Source organism: Pseudomonas sp. CCI1.1 (assembly GCF_034348165.1).
Classification (GTDB): domain Bacteria; phylum Pseudomonadota; class Gammaproteobacteria; order Pseudomonadales; family Pseudomonadaceae; genus Aquipseudomonas; species Aquipseudomonas paracarnis.
Genome location: NZ_CP133780.1, coordinates 915,167 through 940,731, shown reverse-complemented (window position 1 = coordinate 940,731; position 25,565 = coordinate 915,167). Strand labels below are relative to the sequence as shown.

25 protein-coding genes are annotated in these 25,565 nt (G+C 58.9%); 3 read left to right on the top strand and 22 right to left on the bottom strand.

Annotated elements, in window-relative coordinates; all coding sequences use genetic code 11:
* Positions 1 to 16: 16 nt before the first annotated feature.
* The 14 genes from RHM69_RS04115 to RHM69_RS04050 form a co-directional block, all read right to left on the bottom strand.
* Complete coding sequence (locus tag RHM69_RS04115; RefSeq protein WP_019817108.1) at positions 17 to 1,738, bottom strand: ShlB/FhaC/HecB family hemolysin secretion/activation protein; 1,722 nt, start codon at positions 1,736 to 1,738, stop codon at positions 17 to 19.
* 272 nt (positions 1,739 to 2,010) lie between these two features.
* Positions 2,011 to 3,870 carry a calcium-binding protein gene (locus RHM69_RS04110; RefSeq protein WP_019817109.1) on the bottom strand — a complete coding sequence of 620 codons (1,860 nt, stop codon included), beginning with the start codon at positions 3,868 to 3,870 and terminating at the stop codon, positions 2,011 to 2,013.
* 369 nt (positions 3,871 to 4,239) lie between these two features.
* Positions 4,240 to 4,857: a hypothetical protein gene (locus tag RHM69_RS04105; protein WP_020302730.1), complete on the bottom strand. Its 618-nt coding sequence runs from the start codon at positions 4,855 to 4,857 to the stop codon at positions 4,240 to 4,242.
* A complete protein-coding gene (locus tag RHM69_RS04100; protein WP_019817111.1) occupies positions 4,857 to 5,555 on the bottom strand; it encodes a hypothetical protein in 699 nt (232 codons plus the stop codon). The genes RHM69_RS04105 and RHM69_RS04100 overlap by 1 nt, the downstream gene beginning before the upstream one ends.
* Positions 5,556 to 5,611: 56 nt before the next feature.
* Positions 5,612 to 6,373 carry a phosphate ABC transporter ATP-binding protein PstB gene (gene pstB / locus RHM69_RS04095; protein WP_019817112.1) on the bottom strand — a complete coding sequence of 254 codons (762 nt, stop codon included), beginning with the start codon at positions 6,371 to 6,373 and terminating at the stop codon, positions 5,612 to 5,614.
* Positions 6,374 to 6,449: 76 nt separating this feature from the next.
* Positions 6,450 to 7,343: a phosphate ABC transporter permease PstA gene (gene pstA, locus RHM69_RS04090; protein ID WP_014718563.1), complete on the bottom strand. Its 894-nt coding sequence runs from the start codon at positions 7,341 to 7,343 to the stop codon at positions 6,450 to 6,452.
* Positions 7,343 to 8,308 (bottom strand): phosphate ABC transporter permease subunit PstC, encoded by a 966-nt coding sequence (gene pstC, locus RHM69_RS04085; RefSeq protein ID WP_003191517.1) that lies wholly within the window; start codon positions 8,306 to 8,308, stop codon positions 7,343 to 7,345. Before pstC ends, pstA begins: the two co-directional genes overlap by 1 nt.
* Before the next feature lie 74 nt (positions 8,309 to 8,382).
* Complete coding sequence (gene pstS / locus RHM69_RS04080) at positions 8,383 to 9,414, bottom strand: phosphate ABC transporter substrate-binding protein PstS (protein ID WP_014718564.1); 1,032 nt, start codon at positions 9,412 to 9,414, stop codon at positions 8,383 to 8,385.
* Between the two features lie 252 nt (positions 9,415 to 9,666).
* Entirely contained in the window at positions 9,667 to 10,467 is an 801-nt protein-coding gene (locus RHM69_RS04075) for a hypothetical protein (RefSeq protein ID WP_019817113.1), read from the bottom strand.
* 180 nt (positions 10,468 to 10,647) lie between these two features.
* A complete protein-coding gene (locus RHM69_RS04070; RefSeq protein ID WP_014718565.1) occupies positions 10,648 to 11,031 on the bottom strand; it encodes a nuclear transport factor 2 family protein in 384 nt (127 codons plus the stop codon).
* 30 nt (positions 11,032 to 11,061) lie between these two features.
* Complete coding sequence (locus tag RHM69_RS04065) at positions 11,062 to 12,294, bottom strand: MFS transporter (protein ID WP_019817114.1); 1,233 nt, start codon at positions 12,292 to 12,294, stop codon at positions 11,062 to 11,064.
* Positions 12,295 to 12,398: 104 nt separating this feature from the next.
* A complete protein-coding gene (locus RHM69_RS04060) occupies positions 12,399 to 13,022 on the bottom strand; it encodes a malonic semialdehyde reductase (RefSeq protein ID WP_003191526.1) in 624 nt (207 codons plus the stop codon).
* A gap of 11 nt (positions 13,023 to 13,033) precedes the next feature.
* Entirely contained in the window at positions 13,034 to 14,029 is a 996-nt protein-coding gene (locus tag RHM69_RS04055; RefSeq protein ID WP_003191528.1) for a VOC family protein, read from the bottom strand.
* A 128-nt stretch (positions 14,030 to 14,157) separates the two neighbouring features.
* Positions 14,158 to 15,024: a fumarylacetoacetate hydrolase family protein gene (locus RHM69_RS04050; protein ID WP_003191529.1), complete on the bottom strand. Its 867-nt coding sequence runs from the start codon at positions 15,022 to 15,024 to the stop codon at positions 14,158 to 14,160.
* A gap of 225 nt (positions 15,025 to 15,249) precedes the next feature.
* Here RHM69_RS04050 and RHM69_RS04045 point away from each other — a divergent pair, with 225 nt between their 5' ends.
* Positions 15,250 to 15,870, top strand: a complete 621-nt coding sequence (locus tag RHM69_RS04045; protein ID WP_014718568.1) for a TetR/AcrR family transcriptional regulator — start codon at positions 15,250 to 15,252, stop codon at positions 15,868 to 15,870.
* On the opposite strand, the gene RHM69_RS04040 is transcribed toward RHM69_RS04045, so the two are convergent.
* From RHM69_RS04040 to RHM69_RS04010, 7 genes are all read right to left on the bottom strand, one after another.
* Positions 15,867 to 16,790, bottom strand: coding sequence for a SphA family protein (locus tag RHM69_RS04040; protein WP_014718569.1), 924 nt, complete (start codon positions 16,788 to 16,790; stop codon positions 15,867 to 15,869). The two genes, RHM69_RS04045 and RHM69_RS04040, sit on opposite strands and share 4 nt — an antisense overlap.
* Positions 16,791 to 16,813: 23 nt before the next feature.
* Complete coding sequence (locus RHM69_RS04035; protein ID WP_014718570.1) at positions 16,814 to 18,235, bottom strand: OprD family outer membrane porin; 1,422 nt, start codon at positions 18,233 to 18,235, stop codon at positions 16,814 to 16,816.
* Positions 18,235 to 19,191, bottom strand: coding sequence for an HlyD family secretion protein (locus RHM69_RS04030; protein WP_003191534.1), 957 nt, complete (start codon positions 19,189 to 19,191; stop codon positions 18,235 to 18,237). Before RHM69_RS04030 ends, RHM69_RS04035 begins: the two co-directional genes overlap by 1 nt.
* Positions 19,188 to 19,397: a DUF1656 domain-containing protein gene (locus RHM69_RS04025; RefSeq protein ID WP_003191536.1), complete on the bottom strand. Its 210-nt coding sequence runs from the start codon at positions 19,395 to 19,397 to the stop codon at positions 19,188 to 19,190. Before RHM69_RS04025 ends, RHM69_RS04030 begins: the two co-directional genes overlap by 4 nt.
* On the bottom strand, positions 19,387 to 21,534 hold the full coding sequence (locus tag RHM69_RS04020) for an FUSC family protein (RefSeq protein WP_200599616.1): 2,148 nt from the start codon (positions 21,532 to 21,534) through the stop codon (positions 19,387 to 19,389). Before RHM69_RS04020 ends, RHM69_RS04025 begins: the two co-directional genes overlap by 11 nt.
* A 174-nt stretch (positions 21,535 to 21,708) precedes the next feature.
* On the bottom strand, positions 21,709 to 22,335 hold the full coding sequence (gene ycaC, locus RHM69_RS04015) for an isochorismate family cysteine hydrolase YcaC (protein ID WP_003191542.1): 627 nt from the start codon (positions 22,333 to 22,335) through the stop codon (positions 21,709 to 21,711).
* Positions 22,336 to 22,398: 63 nt separating this feature from the next.
* Positions 22,399 to 23,088 (bottom strand): isochorismatase family protein, encoded by a 690-nt coding sequence (locus RHM69_RS04010; protein WP_003191543.1) that lies wholly within the window; start codon positions 23,086 to 23,088, stop codon positions 22,399 to 22,401.
* A gap of 338 nt (positions 23,089 to 23,426) precedes the next feature.
* On the opposite strand from RHM69_RS04010, the gene RHM69_RS04005 reads away from it, so the two are divergent.
* Positions 23,427 to 24,323, top strand: coding sequence for a LysR family transcriptional regulator (locus RHM69_RS04005; RefSeq protein WP_014718572.1), 897 nt, complete (start codon positions 23,427 to 23,429; stop codon positions 24,321 to 24,323).
* A gap of 66 nt (positions 24,324 to 24,389) precedes the next feature.
* On the opposite strand, the gene RHM69_RS04000 is transcribed toward RHM69_RS04005, so the two are convergent.
* Complete coding sequence (locus RHM69_RS04000; protein ID WP_014718573.1) at positions 24,390 to 24,848, bottom strand: Hsp20 family protein; 459 nt, start codon at positions 24,846 to 24,848, stop codon at positions 24,390 to 24,392.
* 227 nt (positions 24,849 to 25,075) lie between these two features.
* Between RHM69_RS04000 and RHM69_RS03995 the strand changes: the two genes are divergently transcribed.
* Positions 25,076 to 25,504, top strand: coding sequence for a glycine zipper domain-containing protein (locus tag RHM69_RS03995; protein ID WP_014718574.1), 429 nt, complete (start codon positions 25,076 to 25,078; stop codon positions 25,502 to 25,504).
* Positions 25,505 to 25,565 lie beyond the last annotated feature (61 nt).

Genomic DNA, 25,565 nt, shown 5'->3' with positions numbered 1-25,565 from the left:
GAAGGCGGTCAAAAATTTAAAGGAAAAAGTCCAGACGGAAATAGATCGGCGCTTCACGGTCCGTGATCGCTTCCGGTCGTTCCAAAGAGTGTGCAAAGGTCACGCTGGCCGCGACGTTCTTGCCGCGCGCAAACAACTCCACCGAGTTGCTGCTCATGCGCCCATGCTGCTCGGCGTTGTAGCGGCCATGGCTGATGACGCCCTGGTCGTAGCCCAGGCTGGTGCCGTATTCAGTGAGCACCGGCTGCATCCAGGCCCAAGTCACCGGCCGACTCCAGCGCAGGTCGTTGCGCCAGTAGCCGCCGCTGTCGCCGGCAAGCATTTGGTCTTTGTAGCCACGAATCGACGACTGCCCGCCGAGGCTCATGCGCTGTGGGCTGAACAACACGTCTTCGCTGTGCTGACCGGTCATCAAACTGCTGAAACTGAGGGACTCACCCCACAGTTTGAATGGATACAGATAGCTCACCGTGGCGGTGTACTTGCGGTAGCGCGCATCCGGCTGCCCAGGCTTTGGATCGTGATTGGCCTGGGCATCGAATGCGCCGATGCCGTTTTGCATGCCAAGGTCAATGTTGAGGAATGAACCGCCGATACGCCGACCATGGTTGATACCCACTTGCGCTTCGCTGAGGCGGTTGCTGCTCAAGGCAAGCTTGCTGTCTTCAATGAAATTATTGGTACGAAGATAGGCGATGCCAGTGTTCAGAGATGTTTTGCTCAACGCATCACGATGGATAACCCGCTCCAGGCGCAACTGGTGATTCTGACTGTCGCCGGTCTGCTTGAACTTGAAGTGGTTGGCCTCGGCCTGGGAGCGGTACTCACTTTCGATGTAGCTGTACGAGAGGTTCCACCAACCGAACGGCAGGCTGTAACTGAGCATCGAATTGCGCGAGGTTTTCTGGTGATCGCTGACGGCATCGTGGCCGCCACGTAGCGAAAGCTGGTCGGCCAGGCCCAACGGATTGTCCCAATCCAGGCTGGCGCCCCACTGCTGCTCACCGGTGCTGCGCTGGCCGCCGTTGTGCCGCGACAGGCCAACACGCCAGGGCTTTTGCGAGGTGTTTTTGACCAGTACATCACTGCCCCCCACGGCCTTGCCCGGCGCCAATTCCATCTGCGCCTGGTTCGACGGCAAGCGGTTCAACTGATCGACCATCTGCTCGATTTCGCGCAGATTGAGCAGTTCGCCCTGCTTGCCGGGGAAGCTCATGGTCAATTGACGGTCAGTGATTCCGCTGCCTTCGGCAGCCTTCAGGCTCTCCAGCTTACCTTCGACCACTTGGATCTTGAGATTGCCGCTGGAAAGGTCCTGCTGCAGCAAATACGCGCGACTGGTGACCAGGCCTTTGGCCAGATAACGGTCGGTGATCACCTTGAGCACTGCGTTGAGTTGCGGCACACCAAGACATTGGCCGAGGTAGGGGTTGATCAGATGAGCTCGCTCACCTTCAGTCAGCGCATCCGCGCCGCCCAGCTCGATGGTTTTGATCGGGAAGCAGCGGGTATCGACAGGTGTTGCCGAGGTTGCCGGCGCGGCGGCTTTACCCGGCAAGTCTTTGAGCTCCTCAAGGCGCCGTTGCTGCTCTTCGAGCAGGCGGTCCTGGCGGTCACGGATCAGGTCGGTGATGCCGGGGGCGTTCTGCGGCGTGGCCGCTTGCGCCCATCCGGAGGTGCCCAGGCAAAAAAAAGCGGACAGCAGGCTTAACCTGGTCCGACGCGGTAAACGCCACACTGTATAGATCCCTCTATATGGCTTTATGCCATCCAATGTGGCGATGATAAGATGTCATTTTGATGGCGTCAATTAACAGTGCAAACTCGTTCAACCCTTCACGCAGAGCGGCTCAGGCGTGAAAATGAAGAGTTTTTGCCCGTTTGAGTCCGACCGCTAGGCACTGACGCTGCGTGTGGGACCGAGCCATTGCGTCAAACAGCAGGCCATAAAAAACCCCACAGCTTCGGGGAGCCTGTGAGGTTTTTACCTTCCGTTTCGCAGGTGTCGCATCACACCACGCTGATCATCTCTGCACTCAACTGCGCCGCATTGAACCCCACCAAGGTGACACTGCTGTCCCCCGCCAGAATTACGCTGTCACTGCCATGCTGGGTAGTGGCACCGAGCACGGCATCGGCGCTGGCAAACAGCGACTTGGCGAACACCAGCAAGTCCTGCCCATTCTGGTGAATGTTGAAGTCGCTGATCACGTCGTGGCCAAACCCGCGTTGATCGAAAACAAACAGGTCGCTGCCCACGCCACCGCTGAGTTGGTCATTGCCCAACCCGCCGATCAGGACGTCATTGCCGCTGGCGCCATACAGCGCGTCGTTACCCGTGCCGCCCAGCAGTGTGTCGTTGCCGTCGCCGCCGTGCAGCAGGTCATTGCCAGCGCCACCGTCGAGCCGGTCATTGCCGTTCTGGCCGAATATCAGGTCGCGCGCGGCGGTGCTTTTGAGGGTGTCGGCCAATTGGCTGCCTTCGATGGATTTGGCATACGCCTTATCGGCGCCGAACAGGCCTTCGAAGTCGAGTTTGCCACTGGTCACCGTATAGGCCGGCGTGAGGACCTCGCCAATGCCACCGAAGAGCCCGCCGAACACGGGCACATGGCCGAGGCTATTGGCCAGGCCGGTTTCGAACTCCACATGCTCTACGCCGTGCAATTCCTTGAGGCCGTATTGGCCGCTGCTGTCGTTCAAAAACAACGTGCCATCGCTGAGTTTCACCGCTTCGTAGGAAGATGCAGTGCCTTTGAGGAAGACTTTGTCGTTGCCTTCACCGCCGGCGACAATATCGGTACCGGTACTCACGCGGAAACTGTCGTCACCCTTGAACCCGTCGAGGAAGTCATCGCTGCGCCCGTCCTGCAGCTTGTCCGCACTGTCGGTGCCCAGCAGGAAGGCCGGTGTGCCGTAATGGTTGGAGGTGGCGGTCTGTTTGTCGCTGACCCAGGTAAAGCTGCGGCTGATGGCGTCGAGATTGCTGATGATGATGGTGCTGTCGCGTTCGATGTAATCGTAGAAGGTCGATTGGGCGATACGCTGGATAGGGTTGATGAAAATGCCTTCCAGATGCGCGGCCCAGCCTGACAGGTTGGCAATCGAGAACGGACCATTGGGCCAGGTTGGCAGCGCGTAGATCGTGTCGAACAGCACGATGTTGTCAGTCGTCGAAGTGTAACTGGCGTCACTGCCTTGAAGCGCATCGATAATGGCGCTGCCCACGTTGGTCTCTTGCCCCGTGAGGCGGTGGACCACATCGTTTTCAAAACCGAAGTTGAAGATTCCGTCGCTGTTGCTGGACTTGGGCGACTCCATGCCAAAGTAGTCCGAATCCTTGAAAAAACCGTCTGCCAAAGTGTCCTTGCCGATATACATGCTGTTGGTGACAGAACCACCCTGGCTGTAGCCGGTGACCAGAACATCTTTGCCGCTCAGGTTGTGGTCGGTGGCGTAATCCTTGATTGAATTGAGCAGGTAGTCGTAGCCGTTGATATAAGAGTTATCGATCATCGCCGGCCAACCCAGCAGATCAATGGGTGAGTTAGTACCGGCAATGGAAAAACCCATTTTGACTAATTGGCCGCTGTCATCGTATTGACCAAACACCCTGGCCTGGGAGCCGAACACGCCGTCACCGGTAAAACTTCCAGTGATGTCGGTGTGACTGCTATCCACCTGCAGTTCGCTCGCGCCGATTTCACGCCAGCCCTTGGGCAGCGCGAAGGTGTTGCCCTCGCCCAGCACAAGCCCCGGAATATTGTAGAGCGCGCCGACGGTCGCGACACCACTGGTATAAGTGGCGAGGGTCCAGGCATCTGAAATCAGGACGCGGGCATCTTGCCCCTTGTAATCGAATATAGCCATGTCAGTACTCCTTGAGCCCAGCGATCAACACCGAAAGTCAACGGTAATACCTGATGCGTCGGGCTAAACAATATGCATTGAAGTTGTTGTTGTGCATTCTGTTCAGGCTGCTTCGTTGCTTAATATCGAGGTTGACCATTAAGGAAGCTCGTCAACACTAGCCTAGAAGTGCCGCGTTAAAGTGACCGACTATCGGATGATAAGGGTATGTACTTAGGGAGATAGACGACAAAAGCGCCATAAGCGCTGTTTGACGAACACGAGGTGAAGTTCTGTGTTGTTCGTGACTGGCGAGTCAAAGAAAATTAAACCCTTATAGCAAGTTGTGAACTGCAATAAGTGCTCAAGAAGTTCAGGTTTCTCTGGAACTCAGGAAGAATAAACCTCAGCACCTTGGCATACAGGCTGCTTGAACCTGGGTAATTGCTGCCGGGCCAGTTGCGCCTGCACGCCCGCGACGGCTTCAAGCACTCGTTGTGCCCAGTGCTCATCCTGCGGGTCGACCACCACCACGCGAAAGCCGTGGTCGTTGCCTTCAAGGCGCACGCCCTCGGAATCATCCACGTGCAAATCAATGTCGAAGGCCGGCGGAAATTTCGAGGGGGTGTTCGACAGCCCATGCACCGTGAGGGCGTGGTTATGCCGCTCGCTATTGACTACGCCGTCGACACGAATGCCGTACAGCATCAGCCAACGCCTGATGTAGGAAGGCGCCCTTCCCGATGAGGTATAGACCCAGATACTGCAACCCTGGCGCCGCAGCTGCCGCGTCAGCGAACGAGTGCCGATACGCAGCGGCTCTCCCCACCAACGATGAGCACAAGCCGGTAGCCAGCTGCTCTCGACGTCAGCGTGGTGGAGCTGGCAAGCCAATGTGTCGTCGATATCAAAGGAGATGCGTACGCGCGGGCGCTTGGCGGCACGCGTGAGAAGCGCCTGCTGGATGGCTTGCACGGCTCGGCTGGCGAGTGTTGGATACCGGCGCATTAATGGCCTCCCTGATAAATAGGCTGTGGTGCGTCGTTCAAGAAAAACGCCTTGGGATCCGGCGCCTGTTCCTCCAGGAAGGCGGCGTACTTTTTCTTGATCTTGGGCAATTCATACAACGCCTTGACCCCATGTTTGGCCGAGTTGCGGATTACCGAGGAAGGATTGAAGTAACCCTCGGCATTTTCCAGCGTCAGCACGAACGGTGGCAACCCGGCCCGCATCAGCAGATAACTGACGATCAGCGAACCACTGCGGTTGTTGCCTTCGATGAACAACTGCGGCTTGCTGAGGATGCGCACATACACACCGGCCGCACGCTTCCACACCGATTCACTGCGATACGCGCAGTACCAATTGAACAAGTCCTTGATACCGCCTTCAACGTTGTTGAAGAAGTGCTCCTCGGTGGCGGCCAGGTGCTGCGCGTATTCCACGCGGCGCGCCGGGTCGCTACCGCAGAGCACCGTGGCGTTGATCTCCAGCATCAGGTCCAGATGATGAAGGTCAAACAGGTCAACGCCCCGTGCGACATAGTCGTCAACCAGCGCATAGCCTTCAAGCACGTTGTGCAGCACTTCGTCGGTCAAGGGGTCGCGCGGCTCGGTAAATTGCGTGCTGAGCTCGGCAAAGCGGCTCTGCACTTTACGGAGCGCGCGTTCAATCGCTGACAAATCAAGACGATGCGTTGCAGACATTGGCATTCCTGGGCTGACGGTGGCGCACCTGTGGTTTCTATCGAACATGGAGTTACTCAGCTGAACTTGCCACTGATGTAATCCTCGGTCATCTGTTCACGCGGGCTGCCAAAAATCTGCGCGGTCGGGCCCATTTCCACCAGGTAGCCGGTACGCGTGCCCTGGGAAATATCCACCGAGAAAAACGCCGTGGTGTCCGCCACGCGAATGGCCTGCTGCATGTTGTGGGTGACCAGGGCGATGGTGTAATCCTTCTTCAGTTCCACCATCAGCTCCTCTACCCGGCGAGTCGCAATCGGGTCGAGTGCCGAGCACGGCTCATCGAGCAACAGCACTTCCGGCTCGGTGGCGATAGCGCGGGCAATACACAGCCGTTGCTGCTGGCCGCCGGAGAGCGACAGGCCGCTGACCTTGAGCTTGTCCTTGACTTCGTCCCACAGCGCAGCGCCTTGCAGGGCGTGTTTGACGCGATCGCCCAAGTCGCCTTTGTAGCGGTTCAGGCGCAGGCCGAAGGCAACGTTGTCGAAGATGCTCATGGAGAACGGGTTAGGCTGTTGAAACACCATGCCGATGTAACGGCGCACCACCACCGGGTCTACACCCTTGCCATACACGTCCTGCCCCAGGAAATGCACGTGGCCTTCGAAACGAAAACCCTTCACCAGGTCGTTCATGCGGTTGAGGCTGCGCAGTACTGTACTTTTGCCGCAGCCGGACGGGCCGATAAAACCGGTGATCTTGTTTTTCTCGATCGGCACATGGCTGTCACGCACCGCCATGAAGTTGCCGTAGAAAATCCGGTCCAGCTTGCAGTCCATGACCACAGGCGATTGGGTGACAAACGGAGCGGCTATTTGCGCAGTTGAGACGTTCAAGATTCAGATGCTCCCGTTCTTAATACTTAGGCTTGCCGAAGATACGGCTCACAATATTCACGACCAGCACGATCATCACCAACACCAACGAGGCCGCCCAGGCGAGCTCCAGCTGGTTGTCGAAGGGCATGCCGGAAAAGTTGTAGATCAGCACGGCAAGGGAGGCCGTCGGGTTCATCACCGCCAGGTCGCCGTCGTGGTAGATCCAGTAGTTGCTGAACAGCGCGGTAAACAGCAACGGCGCGGTTTCGCCTGCGGCACGAGCCACAGCAAGCATTACGCCGGTGAGGATCGCCGGCAGGCCGGTCGGCAAGATGATCTTCCAGATCACCTGCGAGCGGGTGCACCCCATGCCGTAGGCAGCGTCCTTCATGATCTTGGGCACCATGCGCATCGACTCTTCAGCCGTCAGCACCACGATGGGCAGCATCAGTACCGCCAGGGCTACGCCGCCTGCCGGTGCCGAGTAGGTGCCGGTGGTCATCACCACCAAGGCATAGGCAAACACGCCGGCCAGGATCGAAGGCAAGCCGGTGAGCATCTTGGCGGCAAAGCGTGCAGCGTTGGCCAATTTGCTGTCCGGCCCCAGTTCGGCCAGGAAGATCGCGGCCATGATGCCGACCGGCACCGCAATCGCCGCAGCGATACCGACCATCACAAAGGTGCCTGCCATGGCGTTGCCGAAACCGCCGCCCGTCTCGAAGCCGGTGGGCGGCAGTTCGGTGAACACCTCCAGGCTCAGGCGTGCGCCGCCACGGGTGATCAGCATGTAGAGCACGGAAATCAGCGGCACACTGGCCAGCAGCGCGCCAAACCATACCAATGTGGTCAACACCAGGCTGCGCAAGGCGCGGCCTTCGAACTTGCGCTGCAAGCTCGGTACAGCGGTGATAGGGGATGTGAGATTCGTCATCATCGGTTACCCCGTTGGGCGTAGAGCATGATCATGGAACCGATGACATTCACCAGCAGCGTGATGAACATCAAGACGAGAGCGGCGTACATCAATACCTCCACCTCGTTGGGCCCGGCTTCGGGGAAGTTCAGCGCCAACAAGGCTGCCAACGTATTGGCCGGCGCGAACAGCGACAGGGAAATGTTGTTGGCGTTGCCCACCAGCATCGCCAGCGCCATGGTTTCGCCCAGCGCACGGCCGAGGCCAAGTACCAGGGAGCCAAAAATACCGGTGGCGGCGGATGGCACCATCACCTTGAGAATCGCCTCCCAATGGGTGGTGCCCATGCCGTAGGCGGCCTGCTTGGTCTTCATCGGCACGCTGGTGAGCGCGTCCTGGGACACGGCGGCAATCGTCGGCAGAATCATGATGGCCAACACCAGCGCCGCCGGCAGCAACCCCGGCCCGCTCAAGGACGTGCCGAAAAACGGGATCCAACCCAGTTCGCTGTTCAACCAGGTGGTCAGTGGCCGAATGGCCGGGATCACCACGTAGATGCCCCACAGGCCGTACACTACGCTGGGGATAGCAGCGAGCAGTTCAACGATGGTGCGAAACACAGCGGCCAGCTTGGCCGGCAGAAAATCCTGAGTCAGGAAAATCGCCATGCTGACACCGAAAAAGCCTGCAATCAGCAGCGCGATGAAAGCGCTGTAGAGCGTGCCCCAAATGGCCGGCAAGATCCCGTACTTGCCCTGATTAACGTCCCAGACGCTGCCAAAAAGCACATCGAACCCGTGCTTTTCCATGCCCGGCAAGGCCTTGCGTCCCACCTCGAATACCAAGGCTGCGACCAACGCCAGAATCAGTACCACCCCGATTCGCGCGAGCCCACGGAAGGTGCGATCAACCAGGAAGTCCTTGGCGGAGGGAGGTTGGCAGGCAGAATCCCGGTTAACCGGTACGACGAAAGGTTTGTTCATTGGCTAATTCCGGAACAGGGGGGAAACGCCCCCGGCGCGGCAAACAGCCCACACCGAGAGCGGCCTCACAGGTGTTACTGAATGTTGGCGGAGGCTTTGCGTACCTGCTCCACCACCGATGGCGGCAGCGGGATGTACCCCATCGAGTCGGCGATTTTCTGCCCCTCGGTCAGGCTGTACTCAACCATTTCGCGCATGGCCTTGGCCTTGGCAGGGTTGCCGTTGTCCTTGCGGAAAATCATCCAGGTGTACGAGGTGATCGGGTAAGACTTGGCACCGTCCGGGTCCGGCAACCAGGCCACCAGGCTTTCCGGCATCTTCACGGCGGCCAGGGCCTCGGCGCCGCTTTCGGCGTTCGGCACTACGTACTGGCCGGCCTTGTTCTGCAACTGGGCGAAGTCAACCTTGGCCAGTTTGGCGAAGCCGTATTCGATGTAGCCAATCGCGCCTGGGGTCTGGCGTACGGTGGCAGTCACACCATCGTTCTTGGGCGACTTGATGAATTTGTCGCTAGCCGGCCAGTTGACGGTGTTGCCCTCCCCCAGTGCCGTTTTGAATTCAGGGTTGATGGTCGCCAGGTGTTTGGTGAATACCGCCGTGGTGCCGCTGGAGTCTGCGCGCACCACCACGGTGATCGGCGTGTCGCCAAGCTTCAGGTCCGGGTTGGCGGCGACGATCTGTGGGTCGTTCCACTTGGTGATCTTGCCCAGGAAGATATTGGAGTAAACATCGCGTGGCAGCTTGAGGCCCTTGGGATTGCCCGGCAGGTTATAGGCCAGCACGATTTCACCGGCGGTCATTGGCAGCAGTTGCACGCCCTCGGCGACCTTGGCGATGTCTTCGTCTTTCATGGCCGAGTCACTGGCGGCGAAGTCGACGGTTTTATTCAGGAAGTCCTGCACACCTGCGCCGCTGCCCTTGGATTGATAATCCACGGTGACGCCAGCGGTCTTCTTGCTGAAATCCTTGAACCAGGTGAGGTAGATAGGTGCAGGGAAGCTGGCGCCAGAGCCGGTGAGGCGCACGTTTTCGGCGGCGAAGGTCACGGAGGAGGCACACAGGGATACCGTAATGGCGAGTGCTGCGGACTTCATCAAGCTTTTCATTAAAAGGAACTCGTTGTGGTGACGGGCTCCCGAACTGTGAAGCAGGGTTGTTACATTTTTATGAAAATTGAATGGCGAGAGGGTGTTTTGTCCTGCTTTGCCGCCGCAGGCCTGAATTTTTAGGGCATTGGTTAGTAACAAAATAAGACTAAGAACCTGCACGCGCCGCTTTTTTGACGCCTTTTTTGGACAGCGTGAGGTGAGCTTGAAGACATACAGCTCACCTCGCCCTGTCACAATCGGGTTTAAACTTCAGAAGTGCCACTCAAGGTGGAACGTCGGCGCATGCGTATCGGTACCCGGTTTATTGATCGCGCCATACTTGTGTTTCCAGTACTCATAGCCCGGACCGACCAATAGGGTATTTTTGCGACCCCATGCCAGTTGCCCGACATCGACCATCAATGACGCGCGCACCAGGCTTTCCTCGGCCGTATCCTGCTTGAAGTAATCCTTGCCCTTCTCGGTCTTGTAGCTGGCAAAACCCTGGAATTTGAGGGGCACGCCGGCCACCTGGAACGGGATGCCCCAGACCATGTGCAACACATAGTACGGGTCGAACTGGATGTTTTCGGCCTGGCACGCATTCAACCCGCAGTGGTTCCATTCCATGGCATACAGCAGGCTGATATCCAGGTAACCGGGCACGTCGAACTTGAGCGTCGGACCGGCCACCAACATGCGCTTGCGGGTAGCGAACTCGGTGTTCTTGTAGTTGAGCTCAACTCCGCCGCTCAGGGCCACCTCCTTGACCGGACCAAAGGCCATCGACCGCTCGAACACCTGGCTGAGGAACAGTTGATGGCGGTACACCAGATAGGCCTCGGTCGCACCCGAATCGCTGTCTTTCTTTGGATCGTTACTGTCGGACTTGAGTACGTCCAGGTTGAAGAAATTGGAACCGGTCTCATTGCCGCTGGCATGGCCCAGTTGGTAGATCTCCTTCTGGACCTTGCCACGGATGCTGGGTTCGGTGAAGTCGGTACCGTAGCGAAAACCGATGAAGGTATCGCTCCAGTCCTTGGCCTGTGCCGGGCTTGAGATCAGACTCATTGCACCCGCGGTTATCAAAAGAGCCTTGCAATACGTTTTTTGTAATTGTTGTACGTACATGTTCAGGATTCCATCACGTCAAAGTTCCAGCCATCCCGGTTTCCAGGCATGCGCAAGCCTTGCCCGGACGACCACGAGGGCCGGGTTCAAGTTGCCAGGGGTGCTATGGCTTAGCGGACGTTAGCCATGGGTATGACGAGTGGATTGCCAGGCAATCATTTGCCAGCCGTTATTGCCCGCCTTCCACACGCTGATGTACCGCGAGTTGAGAACCATGGGTTCGCCACGGATCACCACGTCCATGTCGATCAGCCCGGTAACGACCACGCATTCCCCTACCCTGCGCATCTGCTCGTCACGGCTGGTGAAGCCGCGATAGCGCCAGACGCCCTCTCGCATGCCCTGCAGGTAGCTGCTCTTGCTGTCGCTCTTGCCGTCCGAGTGGCTGTAGGTCAAGTCGCGGGTATAGATACTTTCCAGGAAGTCCATATCGCCCTCGACCATGGCCTGGCGGCGGCGCAATTCCAGGGTTTGGATCTGTTGTTCTACGCGTTGCTCTGACATCGTTTGATACTCCAGTGTTGATCTCAAACTTCAGGAATCCGTGGTTTTCAGCGCCCCTCCCGCGCGAGCGGGCACGTCTGACTCCACCTGGGGCATAAACAACAGCGTGACAGTGGCCAAGGCAAAAAAACCGGCGCACACCAACAGGCCCCACGCCAGGCTGTAGTGGGTGGCGATACCACTCAGCAGGAGCGGCGCAAAAGCCGCCAGGCCCCGGCCAAAGTTGAAGCAGAAGCCCGCGCCGAGAGTGCGTACCCGCGTGGGGTACAACGCACTGAAGTAGGAGGCAAACAAACTGGCAAAGGCATAGAAGAAGGCATAGATCGGCCCTAGCCAGAACAGAATGGCGTTATCGGTGGTGAGTGCATAAATCGATAACATCAGCGCGCTGCCGAGCAATGACAGGAGCGTGGCGTTGCGTTTACCGATGTGGTCAGCGATGAAGCCGAAGGCATTGATACCGATAAAGGCGCCGATGTTGAGGATCGCCATGAAGTTGGCCATCATCCCAATGTCCAGTCCGCGCTCCTTGATCAAGTAGGTGGGCAACCAAGTGCTCGCCCCCCAGAAGCCAATCACCGCAAAACTCGCCGCCAGGGTACCCAGCAGGGTCAGGCGCAGCAGTTCGGGGGAAAATATTTCGCGTATCGAGACATGCTTGTGCTGTCTGGGGCCGGCCATGTTGTGGATTTTCTGCGCGGTCCATTCCGGTGACTCAGGCACAAAGAAAAACAGATACGCCAGCGGGATCAAGGTGGAGATCCCCGCCACCATGAACAGGGTTTGCCAGTCTGGCAGGTAGCTGGCCGCCACCATTGCCGCGATGGCGGCGCCAATCGGGAATGAACTCAACACGAACCCGATCGCTCGTGCCCGTTGATGGGCAGGCCAGGTTTCCGTTACATAGGCTGAGACAATCCCCCACACCCCGCCCAAGCCCAGCCCGGACAGAAACCGCAGGAGCAGGAGCAAGCCCCAGTTGTGCATGGTAGCGACCAGCGTGGTCAACACGCCGAACACGATCAACGAGATCAGCAGGGCTTTGCGTCGACCGTAGTTGTCGCAATACCACCCAGTGGTAATGCCGCTCAAACCGATCCCCAGCAAGGTTGCCGAGGCGAGCATGCCAGCTTCATTGAACGTCAGGCCCAGGTCCTGGCGGATCACCGGGAGCGCAATGGTGAGTAGGATGATCTCCATGGCGTCAAACAGATACGCAAGGAAACCGCCGATAAGTACATGCCATTTGGATAGAGCTCGCATTGCAGGTTTTCCTTATTGTTGTTGTTTTGCCAGGCCGATCGACAGACGTGATGCATCGCAGCACGCTTGATCGGCCTGGAGGATTTACGGGTGCGGTTAGTCAGTTACAGCAGGGCGCAGGCCTCGTCGAAGCCCAGCCGCGGGTTACGGGCAAAGAGTTTTGCGGGGTCGCCATAGCCGAGGTTGCACAGGAAGTTCGTCTTGATCTTCATCCCGGCAAAGGCCTGCATGCCCTCGGCCCCTGGAGCAAAGAACGTCTGGTCGACCTGTGCGTGGTCAAACCCGGACATCGGCCCGCAGTCAAGGCCCAGAGCCCGGGCCGCGAGAATGAAGTAGCCGCCCTGCAGCGAACTGTTGCGAAACGCGGTGGACTCAAGCAAATCCGGCTGGTCGGCAAACCAGTCGCGTACTGTGGGGTTGTGCGCAAACAACCTGGGCAACTGCGTATGGAACTGCGTGTCGTAGCCAATGATTGCCGTCACCGGGGCGCCCAGGGTCTTCTCGACATTGCCGGCGCTCAGGGCTGGCAGCAAACGCTGCCGGGATTGGGCACTGCGTAAAAACACAATGCGCGCAGGGCAGCCGTTGGCGCTGGTCGGGCCCCAGCGCATCAGGTCGTAGAGTGCCTTGAGGGTTTGATCATCCACCGGTTTATCCAGCCAGCCGTTCTGGCTACGGGCCTGGCGAAACAACTTATCGAGCACCTGCTCGCTGATTACCTGACTCATGGCATCTGTCCTCAACTGCGTCGTTGACGGTCTGAAGTCGACCGGGGCAAGGTCTGTTCAGCGGCACACTCGCCGCCTAGGAAGAACTCCACCGACATCGGCGGGCCCCACTGGTAGAGGCTGGCGTCGCACGCCTGGGTGTAACCCGAGGGCGAGTCCTGGTTGAACAGGTCGCCATCGGTGAAGTGCTCGATAAGGTTGCCGGACGGGTCCCGCCAATAATCGAAGATCTGGCTGCCCAGCATGTGCCGGCCTACCCCCCAGAACGGCGACCAACCTTGCAGGGTCATCCACTCGTGGCCCAGGCACTGCGCGTCAAAATCCTGCACCTCGAAGGACACGTGATGGACGAAGTCCTTCGGTGCCTGGAACAGGGCGATGGTGTGATGGTCAGTCCAGGCGCTGCCACGGTTCAACCGCAGGAAGGCCGCGCTCGGGCGGTCCCGGTCAGGCTCCTGAACCACAAGGTCCGAAGGCAGCATGCCGAGCACTTGCTGGTACCAGGCCAGGTGCTGCGGCATGTCCTGCACGCCAATCGCCGCATGACCCAGGCGCAGGACTTGTGCCGCGCCCTTGCCGGGCCGCTGCACATCGCCAAAGCGTTGCTTGTGATGGGCCGAGTTGAGGGTCAACGCAGCACGCTGGGGCAGCGTGCCCACGGCTTCGATACCGTGGGCCAGCTCGATGCGCCGCCCCGAGGGATCATGCAAGGCGACGTACTGCCCTCCTCCGGGGCCTTCCAGCGGCCGGATCGCCGAGGCCCCCGGCAACCGGGTAGCCTGGTGCAAGTCATCGAGGCTTTCGACGGCGAACGCGATGGCGCCAAAGCTGGCTTCAACAGCCTTCTCGGCGATGTACACATAGGGCAGTGAGCAGGTACCGCGAAAATACAGGCGTTGCTCGGTACGGTGCATAACCACCAGGCCGAAATCGGTCAGGAAACGTTCGACCACTCCAAGGTCGGGATGACGGTAGAGCACATGGTTGATGTCTTTGATCTGCAGCACGGTAGTTGCTCCTGGGCATTCAATGGGCAGGACAACCGGTGGTCAAAACCAGGGCAGCCGGGATCGCTGCCCACCGTAGTGACGGTGGGTCGGTTGTGCTGCGCGCTCGAAAAAACTGAGGCGTGGACTCAGGCCGCTGAAGGCTCGTCGGCGATCAGGTTGCTCAAAGTGCCAAGGCCTTCGATCTCCACGGTGCAGAGGTCGCCAGGCTTCATGAACAGTGGCGGACGTCGCGCCCAGCCAATCCCTGCCGGGGTGCCGGTGACGATCACGTCACCGGGTTCCAGGGTCACCGCTTCACTGAGCACGGCGATCAGTTCGGCGACCCCAAAGATCATGTCGGCGGTATTGCCCTGCTGCACCACCGTGCCATTGAGGCGGGTCACCAGGTTGAGACCGACTGCCCCCGCTGGCAGTTCGTCTGCACTGACGAAGGTCGGACCAAACGCGCCAGTGGCGTCGAAGTTTTTGCCAATGGTCCATTGCGGCGATTTGAACTGGTAATCGCGTACCGAGGCTTCATTGAAGATCGCGTAGCCCGCCACATGCTCCAGGGCCTGCGCGCGCGCGATATGCCGGCCACCGGTGCCGATCACTACCGCCAGCTCTCCTTCGTAGTCCAGTTGTTCGGAGACACGCGGGCGCAGGATGGGTTCGCCATGGCCGATCAGGCTGGTGCTGAAACGCGGAAAAAAGGTCGGATAGGTCGGCTGTTCATAAGGGCTTTCCTTGGTGTGATCGGCGTAATTCAGGCCGACACACACAATCTTGCCCGGGCGCTCCAGCGGGGGCAGGTAACGCAGCTTCGATGGATCGAGCAAACGGGCGTCGCTCAAGCGCTGATGGGCCGCTTGCAGCGCGTTCGGACCGGCCTTGAGCAAGCTCTCCAGGGCACCCGGATAACCACTTTCCTGTTCGGTCAAACCTCGCAGCGCGCCTGCTTTTTCAATGGCCAGACCTTTGGTGGAGCCTTCCAAAAAGTGTACGAAACGCATGATCACTACCTCTGTTGTTGTTATAGTTCGGTACGGTACGTTACCGTACCCTTTTGTCGAAAATGCGCCCAAATAAATAACTCGTCAAGGGTCATCAAAGTGTTTTTACAAAAAAATTCCGGGGCAATCGCTTGATTCGTCCCTCTGCGCGGCTGGAAGGCTTGTGCAGAGCGGCGTAGGCTAGGAGAACTTTTGAATTGTTCTTTTCAGGAATAGCCGAGCCACATGCAAACCCCTACCCCGAGGCAAGCAGCAAAGCGTCAAAGTATTCTCCAGGCTGCGACTGATATGTTTCTCGCAGAAGGCTATTCAGGGGTCAGTGTTGACGGGATCATCGCCAACATTGGCGGCTCCAAACGCACGCTCTATGCCTACTTCGGCGGCAAGGAAGGGTTGTTCGCCGCGATTATCGAGCAACTGTGCGCAGAAAACGTCAGCCCGCTGACTCACATGACCCTCGCTCAGAAGCCTCTACAGGAGGCACTGACGACCATTGCACGGGTCTTTCTCGATGTGGTGCTGTCGCCTCGCACCCTGGCCCTGCATCGCCTAATCGTGTCCGAGGCCCTGCGCGCGCCGGAGGCTGCAAAGTCGTTCTTCGAGGCTGCCCCCGCAACGGCCTATAGCTGCCTGGCCGATTACTTTACCTGGGCCGAGGAAGCCGGGCTGGTCATGCCGGGCAACCCGCAGACCCGCGCGAAGATCTTCCTTGATGCGCTGACCGGCGACATGCAGTTGCGCTGCCTGCTCGGGCTTAGCTCATGCCCTGGAAAAGCCGCGCGCGAGCACCTGATCAGTGAGACCACAGCGATTTTCATCAACGGGTTGTCAACTGACAGGCACTAGAACCCATGAAGGTAACGTAGCGTCAATTGGGTGCCCTGCGCGCGGTTTTCAGCGCCACTTTCAAAATACAGATTGGCGAAGAATGTCTGGCTTCCCTGCTGGTACATCACCCCTGGCCCGATCCCTGTCACCTGTTCCCTGGAGTCACGCTGGCGATGCCCATCAATGCGGTCATCGCTGATCTGATTGAGTTGATAGCCTGCAACGCCGATACGCCACTTCTCGGCAACGGCATAAGAAACCGACAGGTTGCTATGAAACGCCTCTCCCGGCTGGATACTGCCGGCTTGCAGGACTGACGCCGGATCGTTATTGCGGCTTGACCACGCATAATTGAAACGACCACTGACCTCCAGGCGGTCAGTCAACTCCCAGGTGAACACGTAATGGGGGTTGAACACCCAGACATTGCTCCCGGTATTGAGGCTCGAATCCTTGTTATAGGAACCCGTCGGCAAGGAGAACACGAAATTCAAGCGCTGCCAGTACGGGCGGCTGAAGAACGACACCGGGGCCCACTGCAACAGAAACGGACTGACGATCATGTCACCCTGGCGAGTCCGTCGTCCCTTGGGGCCCTGATCGATCTCTATCTCCAGGTTCACCAGTGGCAATAGCACTTCGGCGCCATAGTTCGCTCCCAGCAGAGTCTTGTCGCTGAAGTAAGCCAGGTGCGGCAGTACCGTGGTGCTGTGCACCTGCTGCCGCCCCGGCAACGCATGTCCATGGGCATCGTAGGCCGAGTTGCTGCGGTAATACTGCACCGGTAACTCGAACAACGCACCGGGGCCGGCGACCCCATCCATGAAACTGGCATTGCCCAGGGCCAGAGGTGGCAGGCTGATGCTGTCAGCCTCGCTCGTGGCGCAGGCCAGTGCCGAGCTGATGCCCAGCACCCGAATCCATTGGGTTTGACTCATACAACACCTTCATTGAATAACGACTAGAAAACACTGAATGGGTAATCGACAATCACCCGGTACTCATCGGCGTTTGAATTGCCACGGGTGTTGCCCGGTGCGGTATACCCCTGTGCCGAACGGTGTGCGGCCCAGCGCAAGGTGATATTCAAGCCTTTGGCCTTGCCGTCTGGCACGGCATAGCGCAGGGCAACGTCCCGCTCCCAATGGTGTGCATCTTTGCCGGCGGCGTTATAGATGTAGCCGTAGCCCGTGCTATTGGGATCGACCCGGGTCAGGTCCGCTTCACCGCGAGTGTATGAAGTGCTGAGCTGGAAATCCGGCGCGTTGATAAACGCCAGGCTGGTCTGGTATTGAATCTTCCAGGACTTTTCGCCAGGTGCATTGAAGTCTGCGTATTGCTGGGAGTTGCCCAGGTAAAGGAAGGTCCGGTCGTCCTGGACCATGTAGTCGAACGGCGTGTCGCCGTCCACCTTCTGCAGCCCCAGGGTCAGGCTCTGGCCTGCGCCGGACAGCGTCAGGCCACCGCTATAAGTGTTGTTGTCGATATGGCCCAACTGGCGCTGGCCCTGATCGCGGGTTTTGAAGTAACGCAGGTACGGTGTCAGCGTAAGCCCAGGCGTCAGCTTGAATGGCTGGCTGACCCCGGCGTAGTACTGGTTCCAGATATCACTCAATTGGCCGCCATACAGGGTCACTGTTATTGCGCCGGGCACCGCGTAGACGCCGCCCAGCCAACTCATGGACGCGCTTTCACGATCAGCGGCCACCCCAGCCTTGTTGCCGGTGCCGTAACTGGTGGTCAAGTGGCTTTGGCCGCTCTGGTTGCGCTGGCGTGTTGAGTCGATCCAGCCAGTGTCCAGTGTCAGGTGTTCCAGGCTGTAGTTCTTGAGCGTGACACCACGAAATGTCTGGGGAAAGACTCGGCTGACGCCACTGGCGATCAGCGGGTTTTCTAGGTACTGATCACCTGCCTGCATCAGGCTGTCAAACCCGCGCAACTTGAGCGCCGCGCCCGCAGCCGAGAAGTCAGACTCCGACGCGCCTTTTGAGTCCAGCGGCAGCAAGCCAGCCCCGCCGCTGCCCCCTCCTCCATCCAGCTTGAGCCCATAAAAACCATGCACGTCGAGCCCGACACCAATGGGTGTGTCGGTGTATCCCGAACGAAAGGACAAGTACACGCCCTGCACCCATTCGCGCTGGTCACGCCTGGACGGTGTGTTGTGATTATCGCGGCCCAGGTAGTAATTGCGCAGCAAGCCGTTAAGAGACGAGCCGCTGACAAATCCCGGCGTGACCGACAGCTCAGCCTTTTGGCGCTCATTGATACCGGTGCTGAGGTTATCTCTCTGGTCCATGGAGTTATCGGCATAGGCCCCTGTCGCCGACAACGAGACAGTCAGCGAGATTGAGACCCTTATAAGCCGGCGCAATGACACACTCATCAGCGTTGCTCCTGTTGTTCAAGCACCGTCACCGTCGCCGTAGTGCCTGCGCGCAAGCGGTCCTTGGCGGCATAGGCAGGATCGATCCTGATTCTTACGGGGACCCGCTGGGCCAGCTTGACCCAGGTGTAGCTGGGGTTGATGTTGGCCAGCAAGCGACTGCCAGGCGCGTTCTCCCGGTCGGTGATGGCGAAGGCGATGCTCTGCACGGTTCCGCTAAAGGTCTCGCCGCTCATCAACTGGATCCGCACTGGGTTACCTTGTGCGATACGCGGTAACTTGGTTTCCTCAAAGTAGCCACTGACATAAAACGAATCGCTGTCCACCAACGCCAGCAAGGCACCGCCGGCACTGGCGTAATCGCCTTGGCGGGTCAGCAGGTTGGTCACATAACCACTGACGGGTGCCACCACCCGGGTGCGCTGCAGGTCGAGTTCGGCCTGGGTCAAGGCAGCCTTTGCCAGCTGCACATTGGCTTGGGCCAGCCCCAGGTTGGCCTGGTTGCTGAGCAACTGCGCCTGAGCGATAGCCACGTCGGTATTGGACTTCTCCCACTCCTCACCGGAGATGGCGAACCCTTGTTTGAGGCTACGCCGGCGCCGCTCTTCACTTTGGCGCTGTTTGAGCTGCGCCTGGCTGGCAATGATTGCAGCCTCCGACTGGCCCATTGCGGCCTGGGCCACTTCAACAGAGCGTCGTGCGTGCTCGACTGCCAGGGCATAGCGCGCCGGGTCGATTTGCAGTAGCAGGTCCCCTTTGCTCACATGCTGGTTATCCTGAACCCGCAAACTGGCGATCAGCCCGGAGACGTCCGCCGACAAGGTCACCACATCAGCGCGCACCCTGGCATCGCGAGTCCAGGGTGAACGGGTGTAGTGCTCCCAGGCGAACCAGCCCAGGACCAGCGCCAGCAAGACAACCGCCAGGGTAATCAGTTGGGCGATGTATTTTTTCAAGGTGACGAGGCTCCCATTACTAGAATCACAACAGCACACACGCAGACATAGAGCGCGCCTTCGAACAGCGCCTCATGCCACACAAACCGCAGCACGCCCAGCCGACGCAAGGACCAGCCCAGCACCATGAAAATCGGCAGCGCCAGCAACAAAGCCTGCGCAATGGGCGGCAGGTAGACGCCACCTACCTCAAAATCAATGTGCAAGAGACGGCACTCCTTTTTCATCGAGCTCAAGAAATTCGCGGTAGCGCTCAATAAACGAGGCAACGATCAGCAGTGCCACGCGAATGCGAAACACCGACCAGAGCTGTTCATGCCCGGACGAAAGCTCAGCGGCATGCAGTTGGTCCAGGTCATCGCCCAGGTGCCGCAATGCATCGGTCAATGCCTGCCAGTCGACGGTGGGCCTTCCCGCCACATAACGGCCTGACTGGTCCAGAACCGACTGCAAACGGGCCTGGGTTTGCGCCGTCAGCAATGTATTGTTCTGCCCTTGTTGCTTGAGCTGGTTCAACGCCACGCCCAGGGCCATGCAGGCCAGAGTGACCTCGAACAGCGCATGGGCTCGCGGGTCTTTGGTCGCGGGCAACAAACCCAGCATCATGGTCAGGCGATCCATCATCCGGCTTTCAAAGGCGAACTGCTGCTGATCCGTCGCTGAGGTCTTGAGCAATACGTAGACCTGCTCCCGGCTCTCATCGAACAGACGGTGAATGCGCCGGGCCGGATTGAATGGAAACACCCAGGAGTACACCAGTAACGACAAGGTGCAAGCTCCGATATAGGCACCGGCAAATTCGAACCACTGACTCGCGGTGTTTTGCCAGGCCCCGATATTCTGCGGGCCCACCATCAGGAAGGTCGAAAGCCCCAGGCCCATGCCTATCCCGGCAGTCAGCGGGCTGGCCAGGCCCACAGCAATCACATAGAGCAACGGCGCCAGAATCAACAGCAGCATTTCGACGTCGCCAATGGCGGGCACCAGCATGAATTGATAGACCGCTGAAATCACCAGCGACAGGCCAAACCCACGTGCGTAGTTCTGGCTCGCCGCCAAGGGCCGTGGAAAGGTCGCCATCAATGAGCACAGAATTCCCACCAGGATCATCCCTGCCCGGGCGCCATCCCAAGCCGTTTCGATCCAGATCAATCCACACACAAGCAAGGCAATAAACGCACGGGCAGCGTTCATTCCCGCCAGGCGCCAGTCCAGGTACAGCGGATTACTTCGGCTCTGGCGGTGCAGGCAGTTGGCCGGACGGCCCTCCTGAATGGCATCACTCAGTTGCAGGATCTCTTCCAGTTGTTGCAACAGCCTGGCCTGCTCCCAACGCAAGGCCCACGCCAGCGCGCGTAACGTACCTGTTATGGGCTCATCACGTTGCTCAACCTTATTGGCCTGCTGGTCAAAGCGCTGCTGCAACACGCTAAAGCGCTGGCGCGCCTGCGTCGATAATGAACGCCCCGCCACTGCCAACTCATCCAGGAACGCCAGTTCGTCAGCGCGCAGCTGTTGAATGTCTTCGGGAAGCTCACCTTGCCAACGCTCATCGATCAGCGTGCGTTGACGACGCAGCACTGTCAGACGTGAAGTCAGCAATACCAATTGATTACCCAGCAGTTGCACCAGGCCGTTGGCACTGCGCAACCGTGGCGCATCGAAATACAAATGCCGGCGCAGGCCTTCCAGTGCGTTGATTTCTCCGAGTAACTGCATCTGGCGCTTACGGAAATCGGCCTCGCTCTCCTCGGTACGAATCACCGCCGCCGCATGGGCCGCCATCAATTTCAGGACTTGATCTACTTTGGCAAAGTACCCCCGGGCGACCGCTTCCGGGCGCGCCGTCAACAGGCTGACCACGCCGACACAGGCAACCGCCAACAGCGTCTCAGTGAGTCGGGTGATCGCCAGCATCAAGGTATTATCCTGCTCCGGTACAGCAAGCAGCCCAACGACGACCGCCGTGAACCCGCTGAGCACAAAGGCGTGGGAACTGGTGTAGCGCAGCAACCTGCCACCCGCCGTGCAGAACGCCAGCCACAGCGACAAGGTAACAATGAATGGGACCGGTGCCTGGGGGAAAACGCCCATGATCAGCACCGCCACTGCCGCGCCGACCAGGGTGCCGATAATCTGTGAAAAACTACGCTGCAACGCCATGCCACCCAAGGGTTGGCTGACGATAATCACCGCCATCACTGACCATTTTGGCTGGTCTAGGTCGAAGATGAAGGCCAGGTACAAGGTCAACAATCCAGCTGCAACGGTGCGCAACGCAAATAGCAGCGCGCCCATACCTGGATTGAACACCACTTTGAAATAGTTGATCAGGGGCTGCATAAACGGCTCAAGCGGGCTGCCAAGGCCTGCGGACCGAGACACAACCTTTGGTCAAAAGCTGCGCCCAATTCATAACAGGTCGTTAGCTGGAAACCGGTTCATGCTCATCTGAACGCACCTGGTGCTAGGTTGAAATGAGGACTGCCTGTCGCAGCACAGCCCCCATGCTCGGGCTTACTTGCCTTCAGTCAAGGCGTTGTAGCTGGTGAACAGGTTGCGGTAGTCCGGAATGTGGTTGGAGAACAACGTCCCCAAGCCCTCGATGTCGTTGCGCCAGTCGCGGTGCAGCTCACAGGCCAGGCCAAACCAGGTCATCAGTTGCGCGCCGTTGGCCGACATGCGGGCCCAGGCGGACTGCTGGGTCAGTTCGTTGAAAGTGCCGGAGGCGTCGGTGACCACGAACACTTCAAAGCCTTCGGCCAGGGCCGACAGCGCCGGGAACGCCACGCACACTTCGGTCACGACGCCGGCAATGATCAATTGTTTCTTGCCGGTGGCCTTGATGGCCTTGACGAAGTCTTCGTTGTCCCAGGCATTGATCTGGCCTGGGCGCGCAATGTACGGCGCATCCGGGAACAGTGCCTTGAGCTCGGGCACCAGCGGGCCATTGGGGCCGGTTTCGAAACTGGTGGTGAGGATGGTCGGCAGCTTGAAGTACTTGGCCAAGTCAGCCAGGGCCAGCACGTTGTTCTTGAATTTGTCCGGGTCGATGTCACGGACTAGTGACAGCAAGCCGGCCTGATGGTCGACCAACAGCACAGCGGCGTTGTCTTTGTCCAAGCGAACGTAAGGTGTAGACATCGTGGTACTCCTGATAAAGAAGGTGACGCCCCGAGTAGGCGCCCCGTAAAGAACCCAGCGTGTTTACTTGCGCTGTGAGTCTAGTACTTCGTGGTTGTTTGCCACTTCCTGAGCCTTGACGTAGCTCTCGATGAGAAGCTGGTAGTGCGGCATGGCCTGGGTGTAGACGTTGGCCCACTCCTGGGCATCCGGGCGGTTCCAGGAGCCTTGCAACTCCGACAGCGTGCCCATGATGTCGATCGGCACCACGCCGGCCTGGGCCAGGCGTGCAACGGTCAGGTCGGTGGCCAGCCTGGAGTGGTTGCCCGAGGCATCGACCACCGCGAACACCTTGTAGCCTTCATGCACCGCCGCAATCGATGGGAACGCCAGGCACACGCTGGTCAGGGTGCCGGCGATCACCAGGGTCTTCTTGCCGGTGGCTTTGACGGCGGCATGAAACTCCGGGTTGTCCCACGCGTTGATTTCGCCACGGCGGGCCACGTACTGGGCGTGCGGCGCGGCTTCGTGGATTTCCGGGATCAACGGGCCGTTGGGTCCTTGCGGCACCGAAGCGGTGGTGATAACCGGTATTTTCAGCAGGGTTGCGGCCTTGGCCAGCGCGATGGCGTTGGCGCGCAATTGAGGAACATCAATGTCCTTGACGATCTGGAACAGACCACTCTGGTGGTCGATCAGCAACATGGCGGTGTCAGCGGGGTCAATCGTCGGCTTTTGACCATTGAAGTTTGCAGCGTTACCTGATGCAGTCATTTGCATTTCCTCTTGCTTGGCGATACCTCCCTGGCGTGTGCGCCGGAACTGCGCCCGGCCGTGCCTGCACTTCCTGTACAGACACGCTTGGGCAACGACCTGGACGTGTGTCAGCAGGCCCACCCAAAAAAACAGTGGAACCACCTTAATCATCGCGTTCAGGGTTAGGTAGTGGCTGAAACGGGCCGCTCCATCTCAAAAATGGAACAATGCAGCCGCACGGTGGCAAGGGCACTTGGACGTGCCGGTCGTTACAATGCGATCATCGGCTCCATCCCGTGGATTTCAGGCACTTGCGCCAATCATGACCGTTCACTTATTTCCAGGCAGGTGCCTTCATGGACATCAAACAACTTAAATTCCTGATCGCGCTGGAGCAGACCCGCCATTTCGGCCAGGCCGCCGCCCGCTGCAACATCACCCAGCCCACCCTGTCGATGCGCCTGCGCAACCTGGAGGAAGAACTGGGCTTGGAACTGGTGACCCGCGGCCAACGCTTCGAAGGCTTCACCCAGGCCGGCGAACGCGTGCTGGCCTGGGCCAGGACTTTACTCGCCGCCCACGACGGCCTGTTCGCCGAAGCCGCTGCGTGTCGCGGCCAGTTGGTCGGTAACCTGCGCCTGGGCCTGGTGCCCCTGAGCGGCTTCAATCCGATCAGCTTCATCCAGGGCTTGTCCCACAGCTTCCCGGAACTCAAGTTCAGCCTCACCTCCATGAGTTCGGACAAAATCATCGAAGCGCTGGGCACCAATCAACTGGACTTGGGCGTGTGCTACCTGGACCACGTGAGCCCCAACTACCTGGAATTTTTCGAACTGGGCGAAACCCGTGTCGGCCTGCTGTACGACACTCGCCACTTCCACTTCGAAGGCACGCAGATGAGCTGGGAAGAAGCCGCCGAACTGCCCCTGGGGATGATCAGCAATGGCATGCACTACCGAAAATCCATCGACTTGAGTTTCCGCAGTCGCGGTCTCGATCCCCAACCGATTCTGGAAAGCGACTCCACCTATCAACTGTTCCAGGCCATCCACGAAGGCTTCTGTTGCGCAATCATGCCGTTGGACAGCGGCCTGGAAAACCCCATCGAAAACCTGGCATTTATCCACCTGCCAGACGCCAGTGTCCTTGCGCCCCTGGGCATGGTGATGCGCAAGACCGAACCGCGCTCGGTCATCGCAGAGAAGTGTTTTGCCGAGGCCAGGCAGTTGTTTGCACCCAATACCCAGGCTTAGCCGGCCTGCGTTTGCAGCGCGCACAAAAAAGGCGCTCCGTAGAGCGCCTTTTTACCGCCGATTGTTTTACTGCAAGCTGACCTGACGCAGCTCGGGTTTGGTCTCACCACCAATCATGATGCGTTTTGGCTTGGCCTCTTCAGGCACTTCACGCAGCAGGTCGATGTTGAGCAAACCGTTGGTCAGGGATGCGCCACGTACTTCGATATGGTCCGCCAAGCGGAACGACAACCGGAACGCACGTTGGGCAATGCCCTGGTGCAGGTAAGCGACCTTATCGTCGGTTTCGCGTTTTCCGCCGGAAACCGTCAATACACCCCTCTCGACCTGGATATCCAGATCCTCCTCCGTCAGGCCAGCCACGGCGATCACGATGCGGTACGCGTCGTCACCGTGCTTTTCCACGTTGTGAGGTGGATAGGAATTCGGAGCCTCGCTGCGCAGCGCCGACTCGAACAGGTCATTGAAGCGATCAAAGCCCACCGATTGACGGAACAGTGGGGCCAACGACAGGGTAGTAGCCATTTTAAAATCTCCTGAGTTTCTCCAAGTGATTTAGTACGCAACCCGGATTCGGCATCGCGTGATCCAAAATTTATGGACGCGCAAAAGGAATTCAAGAGGGCTGGAAAAAAATTTTCTTGTGCAAGGGGCGATCACCGAAGCCCAAGTGTTATGACGTGTGCTCTAATCAAAATGCCAGGCGTGCTTTACCCCGTGAGCGCCTGAGACAGCCCTTGAGGTACAAAAAAATGAAAATGACATTCCCGGCCCTGGCATTGGGCATTCTGATCTCCCAAGGGGCCCTGGCCGCTGGAGATGGTACAGCCGCGCTGGGAGGCGGTGTCGGCGGTGTGTTGGGCAACGTGGTAGGCCAGCAGCTTGGTGGCTCGACCGGTGCGGCCATCGGCGCCGGCGTGGGGGGCGCCGCCGGGAGTGCGGTAGGGGCGCAAAAGGGCAACAAGACCGAAGCGGCGATTGGCGGCGGTTTGGGCTCGGCAGGCGGTTCGCTGATTGGCAATCGCCTGGGCGGCACCACCGGCTCGACCATCGGCGCCGGCGTGGGGGGCGCAGCCGGTGGCGCGCTGGGTAATAACCTGGCCGATGACGAGAGCGGCCATCGTTCAGGCGGTGCCAAGCACAAAGGCAACAAGCATAAGCACAAGAACAAGCACCACTGATCGCGTGGCGCGGCTTGCCATGTAGGAGCGAGCTTGCTCGCTCCTACGCCGGGCCAATATC